This is a genomic window from Azospirillum brasilense, assembly GCF_003349955.1.
Taxonomy (GTDB): Bacteria; Pseudomonadota; Alphaproteobacteria; order Azospirillales; family Azospirillaceae; genus Azospirillum; species Azospirillum brasilense_B.
This window is the reverse complement of record NZ_QLKQ01000039.1, coordinates 14150-33747: the sequence shown is the minus strand read 5'-3', so window position 1 is coordinate 33747 and position 19598 is coordinate 14150. Positions and strand designations below refer to the sequence as shown.

Annotated in this window: 18 protein-coding genes; 14 read left to right on the top strand and 4 right to left on the bottom strand. The window is 66.3% G+C overall.

Annotated elements, in window-relative coordinates:
• Window positions 1-11 precede the first annotated feature (11 nt).
• Window positions 12-719 carry a hypothetical protein gene (locus DXK32_RS17785; protein ID WP_114859741.1) on the top strand — a complete coding sequence of 236 codons (708 nt, stop codon included), beginning with the start codon at window positions 12-14 and terminating at the stop codon, window positions 717-719.
• A 130-nt stretch (window positions 720-849) separates the two neighbouring features.
• Here DXK32_RS17785 and DXK32_RS17780 read toward each other — a convergent pair whose 3' ends face one another.
• Window positions 850-2166 carry a DUF4062 domain-containing protein gene (locus tag DXK32_RS17780; protein ID WP_162801229.1) on the bottom strand — a complete coding sequence of 439 codons (1317 nt, stop codon included), beginning with the start codon at window positions 2164-2166 and terminating at the stop codon, window positions 850-852.
• A gap of 477 nt (window positions 2167-2643) precedes the next feature.
• On the opposite strand from DXK32_RS17780, the gene DXK32_RS17775 reads away from it, so the two are divergent.
• From DXK32_RS17775 to DXK32_RS17720, 13 genes are all read left to right on the top strand, one after another.
• Window positions 2644-2895 carry a helix-turn-helix transcriptional regulator gene (locus DXK32_RS17775; protein WP_114859739.1) on the top strand — a complete coding sequence of 84 codons (252 nt, stop codon included), beginning with the start codon at window positions 2644-2646 and terminating at the stop codon, window positions 2893-2895.
• 8 nt (window positions 2896-2903) lie between these two features.
• The gene (locus tag DXK32_RS17770) at window positions 2904-3755 is read left to right on the top strand and encodes a replication initiator protein A (RefSeq protein WP_114859738.1); all 852 of its coding nucleotides are present in this window, start codon (window positions 2904-2906) and stop codon (window positions 3753-3755) included.
• Window positions 3756-3966: 211 nt separating this feature from the next.
• On the top strand, window positions 3967-4605 hold the full coding sequence (gene parA / locus DXK32_RS17765) for a ParA family partition ATPase (protein ID WP_114859737.1): 639 nt from the start codon (window positions 3967-3969) through the stop codon (window positions 4603-4605).
• The gene (locus DXK32_RS17760) at window positions 4602-4838 is read left to right on the top strand and encodes a chromosome partitioning protein ParB (protein ID WP_114859736.1); all 237 of its coding nucleotides are present in this window, start codon (window positions 4602-4604) and stop codon (window positions 4836-4838) included. Before parA ends, DXK32_RS17760 begins: the two co-directional genes overlap by 4 nt.
• Window positions 4835-5488, top strand: coding sequence for a chromosome partitioning protein (locus tag DXK32_RS17755; RefSeq protein ID WP_114859735.1), 654 nt, complete (start codon window positions 4835-4837; stop codon window positions 5486-5488). Before DXK32_RS17760 ends, DXK32_RS17755 begins: the two co-directional genes overlap by 4 nt.
• 134 nt (window positions 5489-5622) lie before the next feature.
• Entirely contained in the window at window positions 5623-5874 is a 252-nt protein-coding gene (locus tag DXK32_RS17750; RefSeq protein ID WP_247877212.1) for a hypothetical protein, read from the top strand.
• Between the two features lie 3 nt (window positions 5875-5877).
• On the top strand, window positions 5878-8355 hold the full coding sequence (locus DXK32_RS17745; RefSeq protein ID WP_114859734.1) for a conjugal transfer protein TrbE: 2478 nt from the start codon (window positions 5878-5880) through the stop codon (window positions 8353-8355).
• Window positions 8352-9257, top strand: coding sequence for a hypothetical protein (locus tag DXK32_RS17740; protein ID WP_114859733.1), 906 nt, complete (start codon window positions 8352-8354; stop codon window positions 9255-9257). The genes DXK32_RS17745 and DXK32_RS17740 overlap by 4 nt, the downstream gene beginning before the upstream one ends.
• A gap of 3 nt (window positions 9258-9260) precedes the next feature.
• Window positions 9261-9437 carry a hypothetical protein gene (locus DXK32_RS32730; protein ID WP_205215757.1) on the top strand — a complete coding sequence of 59 codons (177 nt, stop codon included), beginning with the start codon at window positions 9261-9263 and terminating at the stop codon, window positions 9435-9437.
• 5 nt (window positions 9438-9442) lie between these two features.
• Window positions 9443-10756: a type IV secretion system protein gene (locus DXK32_RS17735; RefSeq protein WP_114859732.1), complete on the top strand. Its 1314-nt coding sequence runs from the start codon at window positions 9443-9445 to the stop codon at window positions 10754-10756.
• Window positions 10753-11523 carry a hypothetical protein gene (locus DXK32_RS17730; RefSeq protein ID WP_114859731.1) on the top strand — a complete coding sequence of 257 codons (771 nt, stop codon included), beginning with the start codon at window positions 10753-10755 and terminating at the stop codon, window positions 11521-11523. The genes DXK32_RS17735 and DXK32_RS17730 overlap by 4 nt, the downstream gene beginning before the upstream one ends.
• On the top strand, window positions 11520-12476 hold the full coding sequence (locus DXK32_RS17725; protein ID WP_114859730.1) for a TrbG/VirB9 family P-type conjugative transfer protein: 957 nt from the start codon (window positions 11520-11522) through the stop codon (window positions 12474-12476). The genes DXK32_RS17730 and DXK32_RS17725 overlap by 4 nt, the downstream gene beginning before the upstream one ends.
• The gene (locus DXK32_RS17720) at window positions 12473-13471 is read left to right on the top strand and encodes a TrbI/VirB10 family protein (RefSeq protein ID WP_114859729.1); all 999 of its coding nucleotides are present in this window, start codon (window positions 12473-12475) and stop codon (window positions 13469-13471) included. Before DXK32_RS17725 ends, DXK32_RS17720 begins: the two co-directional genes overlap by 4 nt.
• A 6-nt stretch (window positions 13472-13477) precedes the next feature.
• On the opposite strand, the gene DXK32_RS17715 is transcribed toward DXK32_RS17720, so the two are convergent.
• The 3 genes from DXK32_RS17715 to DXK32_RS17705 form a co-directional block, all read right to left on the bottom strand.
• The gene (locus DXK32_RS17715) at window positions 13478-16132 is read right to left on the bottom strand and encodes a DEAD/DEAH box helicase (protein ID WP_114859728.1); all 2655 of its coding nucleotides are present in this window, start codon (window positions 16130-16132) and stop codon (window positions 13478-13480) included.
• 9 nt (window positions 16133-16141) lie between these two features.
• Window positions 16142-17677, bottom strand: coding sequence for a site-specific DNA-methyltransferase (locus DXK32_RS17710; protein ID WP_114859727.1), 1536 nt, complete (start codon window positions 17675-17677; stop codon window positions 16142-16144).
• A gap of 88 nt (window positions 17678-17765) precedes the next feature.
• On the bottom strand, window positions 17766-19364 hold the full coding sequence (locus DXK32_RS17705; RefSeq protein WP_114859726.1) for an HNH endonuclease: 1599 nt from the start codon (window positions 19362-19364) through the stop codon (window positions 17766-17768).
• Window positions 19365-19598: the final 234 nt, after the last annotated feature.

Here is a 19598-nt window from a genome sequence, read left to right as displayed (position 1 = left end):
GAGTAATCTGCATGGACCTCTCCTACTTCATGCGGGAGCGCACCAGAATCATCCGTCTCTTCTACGAGGAAGCACGCATTCCGTTCGAGCAGTTGAAGCAGCGAATTGAAGACGGCGTGTCTCCGTTCGAACCGCCTCCATTCAATCCCGACTATGACAGTGAGGAACCGCCATTTCTGAACGAATGGATGGAAGCCGAGCAGACACGCGAACTTGTCGGTATGTTGGCCGTGTCTCTGCTGTCGGATACGCTCAGACTGTACTTTATGGCGTTGGAGCGAGAAATCGGGCTCGAGTTTACCTCGAAGGAAGCTCGCAAGCAGCACTTCAAGAAGGGCTTTGTTGAAGCTTATCGACAAATACTTGAGCATATTATGGGAGAGATCTACGCTAGTTGTCCAATTCGTTTCGACCTCATCGAACAGGTTGTCCTGGCTCGCAACGACTTTCATCACAGCAATGATTTCCTAACTTTCCAAAGCAATCACAATATTAAAACGCTGGAGAAGCACCCAAACCCTTTCTTCGTCAGCGAGGATCGCCAGCGCTGGGACGTCGAGCAGGACATGCCGTGGCACGGCCTTCCCATCGAGGTCAGCCGGGAGCGGTTGCTGGAAGCCATTACCGAAGTCGAGAAATTGGCCGATTGGGTACAGGACAATGACGCTACGATTTGGGCGTGGCGCCGTGGCACGAGGAAAGCAAAGGATGATGGGTGACCTTTCCTTGCGTGCGTCCTACCTACCGGGGAACCGGAGCGATTTTTCCTGAACAAAATCCAATATCTGCTTTTGACTCGAGGCAGACTGAAAAGACTGCGTAGTATAACAACGAGATGCATAAGAACCTTTAAGACGACAAATTTAACGGATGCGCGCTCAAGCTAAGGGCTGCGGTCATATAGGTATCAGCGTCAGTCTTAATTCCTTCTAGGCTGTAGCGATGAAGGAGAACGGCGTCCAGCTCATCCAAATAAGGTGAGACGTAGACTCCCGGAAGTTCACGGTTCCGGCTGTTAAGAATCCGTCGGCTGGTAGGGTCTCGCACCGAGTGCCCGACGATAACAAGGCGGCAATTCTGTAATGCGCTCGCTATCGGGTTCCAAAACGCGCTAGTGATCTGGGCACGGTAAGCATCTGCATCCGTGAGGATCAAGGTGTCCGGATCAGAAATTGATCCATCAATCTTGTAGATTGTAACATCGGCCTGCCCGTTGGGGCGGAAAGAGGTCGGTGTATAAACAGCATAGTTAATACTTAGCATCTTGCAGGCGCGTTCGAAAAGTAGATCATAGTTCGTTGTAATGATTATTGGAAATGCCTGGACTGCCGCAAGATGGGCGCGAGTCGGGGTAACGGGGAGAGGCGTATCAAGCAATTCCTGTATAGCGCGTATTATGCTAGCGCGTCCCAACTTAGCTTCGGCAAGGGCGGCAACATCAGTAAACGAATGGCGGCTGAGAATCTCAACGCCACTTGACTGCAACCCCAACCGTTGGCCCAATATCTCTGCTAAAGCGCTCGCTGTCGGGTAACCGGCTGCTATAGAAAAGCCTGCGCCAGCGAAGAGTATTGAACTAGGCGAACGTTGGGGCCCACTACCGAAACCGAGGGGGGGCTGGGAAGTTGGCTCGGTGATCGTCGATCTTCCAGCCTCAAGTTTTCGCACTAGCTGCTTGAGATAAGTGTCCTGGAACACATCTAGAAGAGCCGTTCGAACTTTTTGCCCAAGGTCAATTGCCCAATCAAATTCAGCTCTAAATATTCCTTTCGACCAGTCCCCGATTTCAGTCCTAAAGTGATCGCGGCGGACTGCATCGTCACTTGATGCATCTGAACCATATTTTAGCTTTTTAAAGAATGGCAAAATAGGAATATTCAAGGAGCGAGCAAGATCAACCTCCAAGTGCGTCACCCCCTTATTCTGTCCTGCGCCATAGCCCGTGGTGGGAATCCAGCCATACCTGTCGCCGAGGATAAGGATGAAAACATGAGATGTACGGATCTCATCCGCCAGCAAATTCCAACTGGTTTCGCCGTTCGGCAGCAAGCCTTCGGCATTCACTGGCTCAAGCCCCAGACCACGTACCTGCTCTACTACTGCCTGACGCTCGTTGGCGAGGTCTTCCATTGTGCTACTGATGAAAACGCGGACTTTGGTCGGCATGTCAGAGCCCCAGAAGCGCGGACCGGTATCGACGGGTTGCATACCACACCGATGCCTTACCGTCAGCCTGTCTCCGACAGTTGCGTGCGCCACACCGACCTTTTGTGGCTTCGGCGCCTGACCCGCCCCAACGAGACGTCAGCCGTTGCGATAGGCGCCTCCAACTCAGTTCTTTAAGGCGCAAGTATTGGGTATCCGCTCCTGGCGCCTATCCGAAAAAAGCCGATCCGGAAATCCGGATTTCCGCTGATCCAGCGGCATCGCGCTGTTCTTCAGGCAAGATTATTGTCCACTCTGCCTTGCCCCGGTGATTGAACGGCGCTGAAACCAAGCATTTTCGAGGTCTTGATCGCTCCCCACCGGGGGACTCACCCCCGCAAGGTCTTTCCCCTCCCTGGCCATGCCTCCCCTCCGCCACCGTGCTCCACGACGCGCCCCTCTGTCCCTGGGGTGCCCGCAGCACACGGAGACGGACGAATGGACGACAAGACCGGTGGCCTTCCCCCACGCTTCCTGCGCACGCCCGAGGCCGCGCGTTTCCTCGGCCTGTCCGGCCGAACGCTGGAGATGCATCGCGTCTACGGCACCGGCCCGCGCTATCGCAAGATCGGCGGCCGGGTGGTCTACGCCGTCGAGGACCTGAAGAGCTGGGCCGACCAGGGCCTGCGCACCTCCACCTCCGATCCCGGCACCGGCACCGTGCGGCCGGCCCGCCCGGCGAGCCGCTGAGCTGCGCCATGTACGGGGTCTTCCGCAACAGCGAACGGCAAATGCAGCTCGACCTGTTCGTTGCGCTGCCCGGCGACATGGCGGTGCGCGACCAGCAGGACCTGATGGCGCACCCGTTCTTCTCGCTCGCCAAGTCGAAGCGCACCGAGCCCATCGACTACGCCGCGGGCGAGGTGCGCATCCGCGTCGAGGGCACCGCCGAGCACGGCATCGCCACCATCTGGGACGCCGACGTGCTGATCTGGGCGGCCAGCCAACTCGTCGAGGCGCGCGACGCCGGCCTGCGCACCGCGCGCCTGCTCAGTGCGACACCACACCAGATCCTCACCTTCACCGGGCGCGGCACCTCGCTGCGCGACTACCAGCGCCTGCGCGCCGCCCTCGACCGGCTTCAGGCGACCACGGTGGTCACCAACCTCCGCCAGCCCGACCTGCGGCGCCGGCACCGCTTCTCCTGGATCAACGAGTGGAAGGAGCGCACCGACGCCGCCGGCCGGCCGCTGGGGCTGGAACTGATCCTGCCGGACTGGTTCTACCAGGGCGTCCTCGCCGACGCCTTCGTGCTGACCATTGGGCGGGAATACTTCGGCCTCACCGGCGGCATCGAGCGCTGGCTGTACCGGCTCGCCCGCAAGCACGCCGGCCGCCAGGCCGAGGGCTGGGCCTTCGATTTCCGCCACCTACACGCCAAGTCGGGCAGCCTCGCCCGCTTCGCCAATTTCGCCATTGACCTGCGCACCGTCGCCCGGTGCCAGCGGCTGCCGGGTTACCGGCTGGCCGTCGAGCGCCAGCCGGACGGCAGCGAACGGCTGCGCTTCGCGCCGCAGACTTATCCACAGACACGGGGGATAAACCGGTGACACCGCTCGTGCTATCGGGTGTGCAAACGCTCGTGCCATCGGGTGCACGGCACTCGTGCTATCGGGTGCACGGACACCATCCAGGCCCTTGGTATACAGGGCCGATTCGCGCCCTTAACGTATCTAACAGAGAGTCTAACGAGTCTTTGTTGATGGGCCGCGGGGATGCCGAGGAAAGCCGGCTCCACGCCGCAGCCCGGGGAGCGGCGTCATGATCGTGGCGCTGCTCAACCAGAAGGGCGGCGTCGGCAAGACGACGCTCGCCACCCACCTCGCCGCCGAGCTGGCGCGCCCGGGCCACCGGGTCCTGCTCATCGACGCCGATCCCCAAGGCTCCGCGCTCGACTGGTCCGTGCAGCGCGACCGCGGGGGCCTGCCCCGGCTGTTCGCGATGACCGGCTTGGCCCGCGAGACGCTGCACCGCGAGGTGCCGGAACTGGCCCGCGGCTACCGGCACGTGGTCATCGACGGGCCGCCGCGCGTCACCGGCCTCGTCCGTTCGGCGCTGCTGGCCGCCGACCTCGTCCTCATCCCGGTGCAGCCGAGCCCCTACGATGCCTGGGCGTCGGCGGAGCTGCTGCGCCTGCTCGACGACGCCCGCGGCTGGAAGCCCGGCCTGGAGGCGCGCTTCGTGCTCAACCGCTGCATCGCCCGCACGCTGCTGCTGCGCGACGCCCGCCGGGAACTCGCCGGCACGCTGCCGCCGGCCCTGGCGACGACGGTGGGTCAGCGCGTCGTCTTCGCCCGTTGCGCCCGCGCCGGCCGGCTGGCGGCCGAGGAGGCGCCCGGATCGCAGGCCGCCCGCGAGATGGTGGCGCTTGCCGCCGAAGTGCTGGGGACGCTCCGGTGAGCGGCGGGCGGATCGGCTTCGGGGCGCGTCCCGGCACCCCCGACACCTGGGTGCGCCAGGGCGACGGGCCGGCCACCCCCAAGGCGGACCTCTACACCGCGCGGCTCACGGTGGACGTCACCCCCGAGCTGCGCGGGCGGATCAGGATCGCCGCCTTCCGCCGGGGTGTGACCATGGCGGTGCTGCTGCGCGAGCTGCTGGACGGCGCCTTTCCCGAGGAGGGCACATCATGATCGTGGCGCTTGTGAACCAGGCCCGTGGCGCCGGACGGACGACGCTGGCGGTGCATCTCGCCGGCGAGCTGGCTCTGCAAGGCAAGCGGGTGGCGCTGCTCGACACCGGCCAGCGCTCCGGTGCCCTGGAGTGGGCCGAGAGCCGGCGGCGCAACGACCTGCCGGCGCTGTTCGAGACCATCGGCATCGCCAGCCCGGACCTGCGCTGCGGCGTCTGGGGCCTGCACGCCCGCTTCGACCACGTGATCATTGACACCCCGGCGGCCTCCACCGCAGCCCTGCGCGCGGCGCTGCTGGCGGCGGACACCGTGCTGGTGCCGACCCATCCCGAACGGGACGCCGTGGGACGCTGCGCCGCCACCATGCAGCTGGTGGTCGAGGCGCTGGCGGTCGAACCGGCCATGACGGCGTCGGTGGTCCTGACGCATGCCCCCGCGGGCCTGGAGATCGAGCCGGGCACCGAGATGACCGTCTGCGGTCTGCGTCTGCCCGTGGCCGCCGCGGTGGTGGGGGAACGGATGAGCTTCGCCATGAGCCGGGGCACCGGCCTGCTGGTGCAGGAGATCGACTTCATCGGGCCGGCCGAGGTCGATGTCCGGCGGCTGGTCGATGAGGTGTTCGGCCGTGGCCGGACAGGGAAAACGGGCTGAGCGAGGCGGGGTCCCGAACGGTTCCGGGACCGGGCGTGGTGTGGCGTAGGAACGGCGGCGAAGACAGGCGTCCGGCGGCTACCGAGAAGAATAGGTGATGGCTGTTTGGGAAGTAAGAAGGACCACTCAGCAAGATGCCGCTCGGCGTGCCGATGGAGCTGCTGGCCATCGCCGTCTGGCTGGCCGCGGAGCTGTGGCTGGCACTCGGCGCCATCCCGCAGGCGGTGGCGGGGTTCCTACTGGTCTTCCTGACGGCGCGCTATCTCACCCGCCGCGATCCCTGGTGGCTGGAGATCGTCCGCCAGAACGCCTCGGCTTGGCTGCTGCGGGCGTTGCGCACCCGCGGCCGGTCGCTGTCCCTCTCCTCCTACCGCGCCCCGAGGTGAGGCATGCTCGACCTGACCGCCTTCGACGACGGCTTCGATTCCCTGTCCCGGCACCTGCCGTGGGATGGATTCGTCTGGCCCGGCGTGGTGCTGCTGGAGGAGGACGGCGCGCTGATGGCCGTCGTCGAGTACGGCGGCCGCGACCAGGACGGCCAGGACCCGGCCGAGCGGATGCAGACGGCGCTGGCCGCCGGCAACGTCCTGTTCCCCTTCACCGGCGGCTGGACCTTCCATTTCGAGATGCAGCGGCGGGAGGTCGGCGGTTACCCGCGCTCCACCGGAACGCACCCGGTGTCCGAGTTGATCGACGGCGAGCGGCGTGACCGCCTCGACGACGCCGGCCGGCAGCTCCGCACCCGCACCTTCGTGGCGATCACCCACACGCCGTCGCGGCCGACCACGCGCACGGTGGCCTCCTGGTTCACCCGCAACCCGCCCGAGCGCGCCAAGCCGGATGTCATGCGCGACCACGTCGAGCCCTTCCGGCAATTGGTGCTCCAGTTCGCCTCCCTGCTCGGCCGGGCGGTGGGGTGGGCCAGGATGCTGGACGACGACGGCGTGCAGACCCTGCTGCACAACTGCGTCTCGCCCCTCTACCAGCGCCACGTCACCGCCCCCGACATCCCCGGCTTTCCGATCAAGGCCAACCTCGTGGACGTCGGCTTCAAACCCGGCTCGTTCCCGGCCTGGAGCAACGGCGGGACGGAATGGCCGGTCCGCATGATCGGCATTGGCGGCTACCCCAAGGCCAGCCATCCCGGTCTGCTCAACCTGCTGGACACGCTGCCCTTCGAGTTCCGCTGGTCGGTGCGCTTCGAGGCGATGGACCACGTCCAGGCGCGCGGCGTCTTCGCCGCCCTGTGGCGCAAGCACGACGACACCTCCTACGACTGGCGCTCGGTTCTGCTGCGCGCCGTCGGCGGCTACGCCGCCCTGCGCCACGACCCGGTCGGCGTCATGGAGGCGCTGGAAGCGGAGGCCGCCCGGCTGGAGGCCGAGCAGGCCGGCACCAGCTCCGGCTGGATGACGCCCACCGCCGTGCTGTGGGGCCGTTCGGTCGAGGAGGTGGAGGAGCGCCGCGACGACCTGGTCAAGGCGCTGCGCACGCTGGGCTTCACCGTCATCGAGGAGACCTGGGGCGCCGAGCGGGCGTGGTACGGCACGCTGCCCGGCCATGTCCGTCCGAACCCGCGCAAAGTGCCGCTGACCCAGGTCCAGCTCGCCGACTTCCTCATCCTCTCCTCGGCCTGGGGCGGGCCGGAGCGCAACCCGCACCTCAAATGCGATCCCCTCATGCAGTTGGAGGCCGAGGGCGGCACGCCACTGATGCTCGACATCCACCAGGGGCAGGACGGGGCGGCGCTGGTGATCGGCCCACCGCGCACCGGCAAGTCCACCGTGCTGGCCTTCATGGGCCACCAGTTCCTCGCCCGCGCCGCCGGTGCCCGCGTCGTCTGGATCGACGTCGACGCCACGGAGAGCACGTCGCTGGTGGCGACCTGGGCGGCCGGCGGCGAGTTCCTGTCCATGGGCTCGGGCGACGGCACGCTCAATGACCTCGCCTTGCAGCCGCTGGCCGACGTGGACACCCCCAACGGCTTCGCCTGGGGCCATGGCTTCGTCATGGACCTGCTGCGTCTTCAGGGCGTCCTGGGACCGGGTAACCTGTCGGCCGCCGAGGCGGGCGACGCGGTGGACGCGGCGCTGCACCTGCTGGCCGTCTCGCCGCCGTCCGAGCGTACGCTGTCGCACCTCGCCCATCTGGTGCAGGACAACATCGTCCGCATTGCGCTGGAGCCCTATTGCCGCGGCGGCCCCTACGGCGACCTCGTTGACGCGGCCGAGGACCGCTTCCTCGGTTCCGCCTGGACCACCGTGGACATCGGCGCGCTGATCGACCGCGGCCCCGGTGCGGCGCCGGTGATCAAGGCGCTGTTTCGCCGCTTCTACCGGCTGTTCGAGGACGGCCGGCCGACCTTGTTCCTCGTCGACGAGGCGTTCAAAGCGCTCAAGCACCAGCCCGCCGAGCTGGACGAGCTGCGCCGGCGCGGGCCGAAGAAGAACGTCGCCCTGGTGCTCGCCACCCACCAGCTCGACGACATCGAGGGCTCGGCCATCGCGGCGATGCTGAAGACCATCCAGGTCCTGGTGCTGCTCGCCGATCCCAACGCCGCCAAGCGCTCCATCCTGCGCGACTGGGGGCTGAACGCCACCCAGGCCGGCCAGGTCGCCCGTGCCATGCCGCGCCGCGACCTCTTCTTCAAGACCCCCGAAGGCAGCCGGCTCGGCCAGCTCACCCTCGACCCGGCGGCGCTCGCCGTGTGCGGCTGCGGCGGGGCCGCCCACAAGCGCCGCGCCTTCGAGCTGATGGCGAACGCCGGGCCGCAGCGTTTCGCCGCGGAATGGCTGCGCTGCAACGGCTTGGACGAGGCCGCCGCCACCCTGGAGACGACCCATGAACATGAAGGAGAAATACCATGAGCCCGCGTTGGATGCGCACGTCCACGGCCATGGCCGTGGTTCTGGCCGTCACCGTCGGTTCGCCGCCCCCGGCCCATGCCTTCCTGGGCGGGCTCCTGAACAGCTTCTTCGGCGGTGGTGGCGGAGGCGGCTGCTTCTCCGAGGAGGGCGACGGGCTGTTCGGCACCGCGCTTTCGGTCGTCGCCGGTTACGTCACCGGCGGAGCCGCCGGAGCCGTCATGGGGGCCGCATCCGGCGTGACGGGGAGCGGCGGCACCCAGGCGCCCGGCTGCCCGATCGTGGAGAGCCGGCCGCGCATCGTCGAGGAGATGGTGCAGCGCCAGGAGGTCGAGATCATCGCCCAGACCGCGCACATGCTGACCCAGATCGACAACATGATCCGCATGCGCCGGTTGTCCGATCTCGACACGCGCGTCGCGGTGGCCGTCCGGCTCGGCGACGCCCGCCGCGCCGCCGGCTTGGTGGACCGGGTGCTTTGGAGCCTGGACGGCGTCGGACAGCAGTTCGCCGACCTCTACCCGGACGCCCTGCCGGAGGGCATGAGCGCCGAGGCGCTGGCGGAACACCAAGCCGAGCAGGCCCGCCTCGCCCGGGACGCCAGCCGGGCCAGCAAGCTGGTCTCGGCCGACGTCATGACCGGCATCGAGGACTACCCGGCCCGTGCCCATGCACTCATGGCGGCGCTGAAGGGGTGCGACGGCCAGACCTGCGCCATCGACGCCGGCACTCAGGCGACGCTGCTCAACGCCGAGGTCGCCGGCCAGCTCCTGATGATGCAGGCGGCGCACCACCGGGCGGCGGAAGCCCAGCTCGACTACGAGCAGGCCGCCGTCGAGCGCGCCCGCCAGCACACCCGCATCAACTGGCAGGGCCTCGACACCTACGGCGCGCCCGGGAGTTGACCCATGAGCATCCGGCACATCCTCCTCGCCCTCGGCGCGATGCTCCTCGTCAGCGTCATCGGCGCCGTGGCCTTGGTCCTCTACGCCCGCTCCGACGACGGGGCGTCCGCCCTGGAGCGGCTGGAGCGCAGCAACCCGGCCTGGCAGGGCATCGGCACGTACACCACGCCGGGAAGGTGACCGCCATGGACGTCAGCGCCCTGTCAGTCGTCCTGCATCAGCTCACCGCCGCCGTGGTCACCGGCCTTGGCCTGCTCGGGCCGGACGTGCAGACCGCCCTGCGCCTGCTGATGATGCTCTCCTATACGCTGGCGCTGCTGCTCTGGCTGTTCGAGGGCAAGGCGCCGGTGCACGGCCCCTTCCTGCGCATGCTGCTGAAGTTCGCCGCCATCGGCGCCCTGGTCGAGTGGTTCCCCGCCGGCTCGGCGGCGCTGATGCAGGCCGCCGCCCGGCAGGGGCTCAATCTCGTGCCCGGCGGCGGCTTCGCGCTCGACGACCCCGGCTACATCGCCCATCTCGGCATCCAGGCGGTGATCCCGCTGATGCAGCGCGTCAAGGAGATGCTGGGGCCGGTCGATTTCTTCCTGAACTTCGTCGAGATCGTCATCTTCCTGCTGGCCGCCCTGGTGGTGATCGTCAGCTTCTGCATCCTAGCCATTCAGGTGTTCCTCGCCTTCCTGGAATACCGCCTGCTGTCGCTCGCCGCCTACCTCGCCATCCCCTTCGCCGTGCTCGGCCCCACCAGCTTCGTGGCCGAGCGCGCCATCGGCTACATCGCGGCCACCGCGCTCAAGCTGCTGGTGCTCGGCTGCGTCATCGCCATGTGCAGCGCCACGCTGCTGGCGCTGACCTTCCAGGGCACCCCGACCCTGGCCCAGGCCTTCGGGGTGGCGGTTCTGGCGGCGGCGATCTTCGTGCTGGCCATCAAGGCGCCGCGCGCCGCCGCCGGCTTGGTCAACGGCGGCCCGGTGATGGACGGCATGACGGCGCTGGCCGCCCTGTGGACCACCGGCTGGCTTGGCATGCGCACCATGGCCGGCGCGGCGGCGGCCACCACCGGGGCGCCCGGCAGCCTCGCCGTCAGCGCCTCGGCGGTGTGGAGCGGCCTGCGTCATGTGACGACTGGTGCAACCGCGTCCGTCGGCAGCACCGGCGGGGCCGGTGGCGGTGCTGGTGGCGGAACCGGCGGCGCCTCGGCCGGGCGCCGCTACCCGGGCGGCCGCTTCGGTGGCTCCCGGGCCTCGGCCCCGCGTGGCAGCGGCTGGGACAAGCCGATGACCGATGCCCAGCGCGGCGAACTCGACCGCCTCGCCGCCGGCCGCACCGTCGATCCTAATCTCACCCGCGGGCAGGCCAGCCGGCTCATCGAGCGCTGGGGCGGCGAAGAGTCGTGGCTGCGCCGCACCGCCTCCAACGCCACCGAACGGCCACAGGACCCGCCGGGCCAGTCGCCCGGAACGGATCGCCGCGCCGACGACAAGGAGATCGACCCGTCATGAAGGAGCGCGTCGTCAACGTCTACGACCCGCCACCGGCGGCCGTGCCCGACAGTGCCAAATACCTCGCCGCCATGACCTACCGCGCCAGCCGGGAGGCCAAGGCGCTGCGGCTGAAGCGCTGGACCTTCGCCCTGGCGGTGCTCGGCTTGTCCTGGGGCTCGCTGATGACCTGGGACAACCTGCGCATCGCCGGTAAGCTGGTGGAGATCGCCCGGTACAAGCCGGTCTACCGGGTGGAGCAGGAGATGGATGGCCACCAGCGCCTCGTGCTGCTCGACAACACCATCACCGTTACCAAGGGCGCCCGGATCAACGCCGTCCAGTGGTTCGTCCGCTGGCAGCGGCAGATCGGCACCGACCCGGTGATGCTGGCCAAGGACCGCGCCGCCGCCCGCGCCCGGCTGACCGGCGGGGCCGAGCGCAAGTGGGACGCCCTGCTGGCATCCGACCTCGCTCCGGGCGAGGGCTGGACCCGCGACGTCGCCGACATCCGCGTCCAGGAGCGTGAGGCCGACCCGAAGACCGGTACCTCGGCCTTCTACGTGGTGTGGACCGAGACGGTGTACCGGGACTTCAAGCCGCGCGCGAAGACGCTGATGAGCGCCGCCGTGGTCACCGTCGACGGTCCCTCGCGCGACGGTGCGCTCGACGGCGTCTCGATCTCCGGCTTCTCCGAGCCCAGCGGCACGCCGCTGAAGGCCGAGACGAAGGAGCCGGCCAAAGCCCACCCCATCCCCCAATCCGAGACGATGGAGCCCCAGCCATGAGACTCCCGGCTTCCCTGCTGGCGCTGCCGCTGTTGGCCGCCTGCGCCACCGAGCCGTCCTCGGCGCCGGCCGCCGGTCCTGCCACCCCACATCGTCCCTACACCCTGGCCGACCTGCACATCCCACCGACGGCGATGGAGCGGGAGCCGAAGGAGAAGGCATCGCCGCGGCCGTCGCGGGCGCAGACGCGCAGTTGGGTGGGGCAGGCCAACGAGGCGGCCCTCGACCTGCCGACGCTCACCTGCTTCAAGGGCAAGAGCTGCGAATATTGGTACCAGCCCGACCTGCAATACCTCGTCTACATGGCCGAGGGGAACCAGACGCTGGTCTGCCTCAAGCCCGGCGAGGTGGTGCGCGACATTGTGGCGCCGGGCGCCCAGGTGTGGATTCCCCACCAGCCCTACAGCTTCGGCAAAGGGCCGCAGCGCACCGAGTGCATCGCCTTCATGCCGCGCCGGGCCGGCCTCAACCAGCAGATTTCCCTCTTCACCAGCGAGCGGAAATACGACCTGAACGTCGAGACCCACAAGCGCACCCACCACGTCGAGGTGCGCTGGCGCTACCCCGAAGACTACCTCGCCACCCTGAACGGTCAGGCGGCCGCCCTTCCCACCGCCGCCGGCGACCGGCGCGACCGCACCACCGAGCTGGCCTACCGGGACCGCCGCTGCACCTACACGCTGGACGGCGACACGCCCGAGTGGCGGCCGGTGCCGACCCCCGACGGCCAGCCGCCGGTGTGCGATGACGGCGAGGTGACCATCATCAACTTCACCCCCGGCGCGCTCGGCACCTACGGCGCGCCGATCCTCTGGCGCATCGGCGCCGACGGCACCCGCATCCCCGTCCAGTATGGCCGGATGAACGCCACTTACCGCGTCGCCGGCATCCACGACCACCTGCTGTTGGCGATCGGCGCGCAGGAGGTGCACATCCGGAGGACCCGCCCGTGACATCGGTCAACGACACCCCGCCGCCGCTGCCGCCCGATCCGCTGGCCCGCCACCGGGTGATCACCTCCGGTCCGCATGTCGTCCGCATCCTGCTGGTGGCGGCCGTCGTGCTCGGGCTCGGCCTGGCCGCTTACATGCTGGGCCGCAGCCAGGGCTCCGGCCTGCCCAAGGTGTTGGGCAGCCTCGAACTGCCGCGCGGCGAGCCGAAGCTACCGGGCTATGAGGACATAGCACCGAAGCCGGCTCCGGCACCGCCACCGGTGCTCCGCATAAAGACGACGGAGCCGCCGCCTCCGTCGGTGCGACCGCAGGCAAGGGCCGTCCCGAAGGAGGACGAATTGGGCAAGAAGGCCATAGACGCCGGTGTGGGCGGTTGGAGCCGCAGGGAGGAGGGCACGGGAAGCGAGGCTATCCGCGCTGCGTCCGATTTCACGCCAGCGGACGGCGCCTGCGTGGTGCCGGCCGGCACGCCGATTCCGGCGCAGACGATCACGCGGGTGGTGAGCGAACGGGGCGGCATTCTCACCGCCATGGTGACGCGCGACGTGTGGGACGCTGGCTTTTCCTGTCTGGCGGTGCCTGCCGGCTCCACGCTGACCATGGCCTACGCCCCGGCCGTAACGCGCGGACAGAAACGTCTGGAGATCGCCAACCCGGTGATCACCCGGCCCTGGCCGAAGAACGACACCGTCACCATCGCCGCCATGACCGCCGACGCCACCGGCGCCAGCGGCCTGCCCGGCAGCGTTGAAGTGCCCTGGTTCCGAACCGGCCTACTGATCGCCGCCAGCACCGCCGTGGACGTGACCACCGCCGTCCTGACCGGAGGCGGCAGCCTGCTTGGCGCCCTGCTTGGCCGCAACCTGGACAGCCCGCTCGACAAAGCCACCAAGGACATGCTGGACCGCGCCCCGATGATCACGCTGGAGGCCGGCGAACCGGTAACCGTGATCCTGCGCAGTGCGCTGCGCGCGGATGACGCACGTGGGCCGTGACGGGCGTCAGCGAGCCGGGCTGCTGGTGATCTTGCGTATGATCTGCGTGCGCATGTCCATGCCCTCCACCTTTTCCTCGACGACGAGGAACAGTCCCTCGCCCTTGCTGCGCTGTTCCCACAGCAGCCCGACGGCGCGCTTCTCGCGGGTGTCGTCGGTCGAGGAACCCTGCTTGCCCTTGTATTCGATGACCAGGGTGCGGCCGTCTTTCAGCCGGGCGACGAAGTCCGGGTAAAAATTGTCGGACGAGGTCGGCAGCCGGAAGGAGTTCCGGTGCTGCCTCACGTTGCGGATCCAGAAGGCGATGTCGTCGATGCCGTCGATCGCGATGGCGCACCGTTCCTCCTCGCCGCCGGCGACGCCGTCGAAGGCCGGCACCTTGTCGGGGCCGAGGAAGTGCCGGCGAAACTTCATGCGGCCGCGGTAGAAACGCTGGTCGTCGTACATGCCCTCCTTGAACGCGAAGGCGAAGGCATCGTCGAAGCTGACCTCCACGCGCGCCTGCGGGTCGAACAGGAAACGCTGATAGGCGCCGGCGCGGGCTTCACTCCGGAAGCCGGCGATCTTCTCTCGGATTTTCCGTGCAAGGATGAACTTCGCCCGCATCAGGGCGGCGACTGGCATCCCGCGTCCCTTCACCAGATCATGCACGAGCTCGCTCAGCCAGCGGATCAGATCGCCCTGCGAGACCTCCGGGTGGCGCGTCTGCCGGTCGAGCCAGAGGACCAGCCCCTCCTCAGTCCAGCCTTCCACGTCGATGCCGAGCGGCAGCTGTTCGCTTTCGCCGGCGATCTGCATTACGACGCGCTTGCCGTCGAGGTCGATCTCGAAGCTTGCGGCGGTTTCGCGCAGATTGAACTCGTCCGCGTCCAGCCGGGCGGGGTGATCGAGGGGGGACCACTCCACCGACTCTAGGAACAGGTCGCTGTCGGCGAAGAGGAAACTGCCCTGCACCTCCGCCACCAGTGCCGGGACGACGAACCGCTCGCCCCTCTGGGCGGGTGATAGACGGCCGTGGACGTCCATCCTGTACTGCGCCGCCGCCTCCCGGAATCCCCGGCGCAGGTTCTCCGGCAGGGCGGTGGCGATGGCCTGCTCGGCGGCGGCGCTGAGCGCCCCGCTCACGACAACCGTCGCGGCGCCGTCCGGAGCGGCCGTCACGCGCACACCATGCGTGGCCGCCCCGGTCAGCGCGTCGATCACGGCAGGGTCCGCCGCGATTGTGTGCGAAAAGCTCGGCACCGGCGGCGGGCGATAGCCGAACAGGCCCTCATCGCCGTAATCGAGTTCGCGCTGCGGCTCGATGTTCTCCTTCGCCTCCTCTTCGTCGAAGCCCATGTTCACCATGCGCTCGCACAGCGCGTTCGCGGCCTCGGCGAAGGCGGTAGCCGTCACGTGGGCGTAGGCGCGGTTCAATACGGCCGCGCGGCGGCGGCGCGCGTAGGGCATGCGCAGGACCCGGCCCAACAGCTGTTCCACATCGACGGCGCTGCGGATGTTGGCGACTGAGCAGAAGACGTAGGCGAACGAGCAGTCCCACCCTTCCTTCAGCGCCTCCACCGTGATGATGAACTCGATAGGGCAGCTCCGGTCAAACAAGTCGATGCCGTCCAGGTCTCGCTGGTCGCCGGTGGCGACGGCGATGCGCTGTTCGGGAATGTTCTCGACGTCGATCAGGTGCTGGCGCAGCACGTCGACGGTCACCTCCTGGTTCTTGGGCTGGGCCTGGAACAGGACGATGGGGCGGATGTATTCCCGCTCGCCCTTGGCCGCCGTGTCCAGGGTGGCGCGCCGAGCGATCGCGTCCGACACCGCGCCCTGCCAAGTCTTGTGTTCGGATAGGACGACGGGCAGCTTGATCATCTCCTCGCCCTTCAGCTCCTGCGCGGTCACGCTGTAGAGCGTGTTGCTACCGAGCCGCGGCGTGGCGGTGAACTCGATGATGGCGCAGGGGTTCACGCGCTGCTGCATGTCGCGCGTCAGGCCGGTGACCGCGTTGTGCGCCTCGTCCACGATCATCAGCGGACGGTGGACGTGCAGCAGGTTGGCGAAGGAGTGTTTCGGCTTTCCGTCCGGCAGCCGTTCCAGGCCCGGCGTCCCGTGCGGCACCTTGGCGAAATGCGGTTCCAGGTTCTCATTGTTGGCGTAGACGCGGCGCCCCTCGGTGTTCTGCACCCGCAGCGTCTGGATCGTCCCGACGACGACGCAGAGCTGCGTGCCGAGGTCATGCGCCGGGATCTGCTCGAAGTCGGCGATGTCGAACACCCGTACGCGGTCGCCGAAGGGCTTGTCGAGCGCCTGCCGGTAGGGGTGGCGGGGGTTCTTCAGCGCCTCCACTGTCTGCCGGCGGATTGTGTTGCTGGGCACCAGCCAGAGCACAACCGGGTAATCTTTCTCCGTCCAGGCGTCCTTCACGGTTTCCACGCCGTGCGCGGCGAGGATCGTCTTGCCGCCGCCGGTCGGCAGCCGCAGACAAACGTAGGGAACCTGCGGCAATCCCTCCAACGGCCGGTACTGGTCGCCGTACCGGCCCAGGCGGCCCGCCAGCTCCGGCCGACGCACCATGGCGTCGTAGGCAGCCTTTGGCCCCTCCAGCCGGGCCTGCTCCAAAAATTCCCGCAGCGCGCCGAGTGTTTCCCGCTGGTATGTCTTCAGGTCCATGATGCCGTCCTATCGCCGCGCCTTCACGTCGTACGGGGTCTGCTTGAAGGTGATGGAATCCGCCGCCAGCGCTGCCGTCGACAGGGCGGAGCGTTCGCCGTAGACCGTCAGCGGCCCGGCAAAGCCTGGCGCCTGCCGCTGGATGGCCTCGCGCAGCAGCGCCAGAACGGGGCGCGTCAGCACGTTGCCGCCGTTCGGCCGCCGTTCGCCGAGGATCCCGTTGTACAGCAGCGCGTAGCCGCGCCCGTCGTGCACGCCGAGGAAGGGTGACTCCGCCGGGCCAGGCCAGGGCGCGCCCGTTTCCGAGAACCAGACATGGGCGGCCAGCACCGGGAAGCGAATGTCCCGGCGGATGGCGCCGTCGGCCTCGAATACCGGCGGGCCGAGCCGGTAGAAGCGGAACCCGCCGCCGCCCTGCCAGCCAACGGCCTTGGAGATGCCCCCCTGTTCGCCATCGATCACTTTTTTCAGGCGTGGAACGCAGTGGGTAATCGCATGGTCACCCATTTCGATGCCGATGTACCGACGCCCCATTTTCTGCGCAACGGCGGCGGTGGTGCCGGAGCCAAGGAACGAATCAAGAACGATGTCTCCAGGACCAGTAGATATATGAATTGCTCTTTGAATAAGCGCCTCTGGTTTCGGTGTGCCAAATGATACTGTTCCTGGAAAGAGCAACCTCATTTCGTTCTTTGACGTTCTATTGCTTCCAACATCCGTTTTTGACCAAAGCGTCCGTGGGACAAGATCTGAAACTTCGGATAGATAGCGTTTTATACTTGGTCGCGCGCTTCCTTCCGGTCCCCACCAAATGCGCCCTTCCTTGTCAAGTTCCCAAAGTCGCTCCTCCGCAATTCTCCAAAAACGTCCTGGGGGCGGGGAAAAAGTGCGGCCAGTAGGTCCAGTAATGGTATATGTACCCTTAGAATAAGGCTTGTTTGCGTATGGATCGCCAGGAAGCCAAGCCCCCCTTTTATCGTTGTCAGGATTAACGTATATGGAGTTTGCTTCTTCAGTGCGCGGCAACTTATTTGGCTGCCATTCGTCAGTTTTTGAATATAAAAAAATATAATCGTGGTCAGATGAAAATTGCCGCGCAGAATTTCGCGGAGAGTCGGCTTTTTCCCATATTATTGTGTCAACAAAATTGCGCCTTCCAAAGATCTCGTCCATGATAATTTTAAGGTAATGCCCTTCATTGTCGTCAATCGAAATCCAAATCGAGCCGTCCTCACTCAACAACTCGCGCAACAACTCCAGCCGGGGCCACATCATTGCCAACCACTGGCTGTGCTCCAGGTTGTCGTCATAATGCTCGAACGCCGACATGGTGTTGTACGGTGGATCGATGAAGATGCACTTTACCTGCCCTGCATAAAACGGCAGCAGTGCCTTCAGGGCGTCCAGATTATCGCCCTGAATCAGCATGTTGCCGACGTCGCAGTCTCCATAGCCGAGGTCGGGAACCTCCTCCAAAAGGCGGTAGGGAACGGTGCGCGCGGCCGTGATGTCCTGGTCACGGGTCAGCCAGTGCAGAATGGGCATGGGGTGTGGAACAGTCGGTGATGGTTGACGCGAAACGACCGGACCCTACCACGGACGAGGTAGGCGGGCCACCGGCCTGCACGCGCCGTCAGCCCTTGATCATGTCCATGATGTCGAGGCCGGCCGGCATGATCCGCTGGCGCGACGGGGTAAGCCCGTCCTCGAAGATGCTCTGCCAAAACCCATAGGTCTGCTTGGCCCCGAACACGGTCGAAGACGCCTCGCGATTCACCCACAAGGGCAGGCGGGCGAGGTTGTCGATGAAATGGCCGATGTTGGTCCACAGCTGTTCCGGGAACGGATACTGGAACAGCTTTTCCGGCCGCACGTTCTTGCCCATGACCAGAAAGTGCTGCTCCGCGATGCGGCGGATGTAGCCGAGCCAGCACTGCAGGATCTCCTCCTTCGCCATGCGGAAGGCGCGCAGATGGGGCTCCGGCACGTCGTCGCCGCCCTGCACCGCGTTTTCCAGGCGGCGGGTTCCGACTTCCTCATCGTATCGGCCGATGTAGAGCTTTTCGGCGATCAGCGTCATCAGCCGGACGATCTGCGTCTTTTCCAGCTCACGTGGGTTTTCGCCGAAGTCGGCACGGTAGTTCCAGGGGGTTTCGAGCAGCCCGCCGTAGATGAACTGGCTATAGAAGGTCTTCTCGAGGGCGCTGTAGGAGAACGGCTTGGCGTAACCCTTGCCGGCGTACTCGACGAAATCCATCAGCTTGTTGTTCGGGTCGTGGGTGATGGCATCGCGCACGCTGTCGAGGATGTAACGAGTCATCGCCTTCTGCTCCCCCTTAAAGTGCTCGACGAGCGTCTTCTCAGAGAATTCTTCATAGTCGTCCGGCAGGTTCTTTTCGGCGCGGTAGCGGGCGATCCGGTCGAGCAGGATCGAACTACCCAGCCGGCGCTGCACCGACTTGTCGAACGCCACCTGCCGCAGAGTCGTGCCGGCGTTGGTGTTGGCAGTCAGCAGACGGTCGAGATCGGGATCAACGAACACACGCAGGGGAATGTGCCGGACCCCCAGCAGAATCTGCGCGGCGGCCTTGTGCTGGCCATCGAACACGCGCACCTGCGCTTCGGGGAGGCGGGCGGTCTCGATCCAGCCCAGCGCGACGTGAAGTTGAGGCCGCCGGCGGTGGAACTCCTCGATCAGGCCGCGCAGGTTGCTGCCGATCGGGCGTGGGTTGATGCGGTCGTCGTGGAAGACGCACTCCACCGGCAGCACGGCGAAGAAGTAGCGCATGCCGGACAGCGAATCCATGTGCAGGGGCAACCGCACCGGATCGGCGGAGCCGGGAGTCAGGTAGGACACTGTGTGCTCATCGACCGACACGCGCAACGGCGCCGAAGAGCCGCCCACCGACCGCAGCACGTCGTTCAGGTTGGCGCCGCGGTCGTCACTGTCAGCAGTGGCTTTGATGTCCTCGAACCGGGCGAGCACCCGCGCAATGCGCAGGTCACTCGCCTGTTTAGACCGGTTATAGTGGGAGAGCGTAAGGGCGAAATTGGTCGGATCGTCCTTGCCATTATCCCGTGTTGGGATGATGTGGTCGACGTCCACCTCGTGCAACGCCAGATCGATTGGCTTGCCGGAAATAAAGCATTTCCCTGCCTGCTGCTGCCAAAGCTGAGCAACAAGAACCTGACGTTCATCCTTGCCAAGCCGATTCAGGTAGAGCGATCCCATCGAATATCCCTTACGCTAGCGAAGATGCGATCATATCCGCAACGCGCGTAAAGCTAATCGAGCTTCTCTGAGCAGTCCAGAATGGCATGCAATAACTCGCATTCGGCGTGTACGGACGGAAAGAAGCCCGTTTCAGTTACCAGAAGGAGGTTACATCGGCGGGCATCACCACGACACTCGCCCAGGCGGATCCACAAAGCGGCGGCACAAATATTCAGCTCTCGCTTTCGCCGA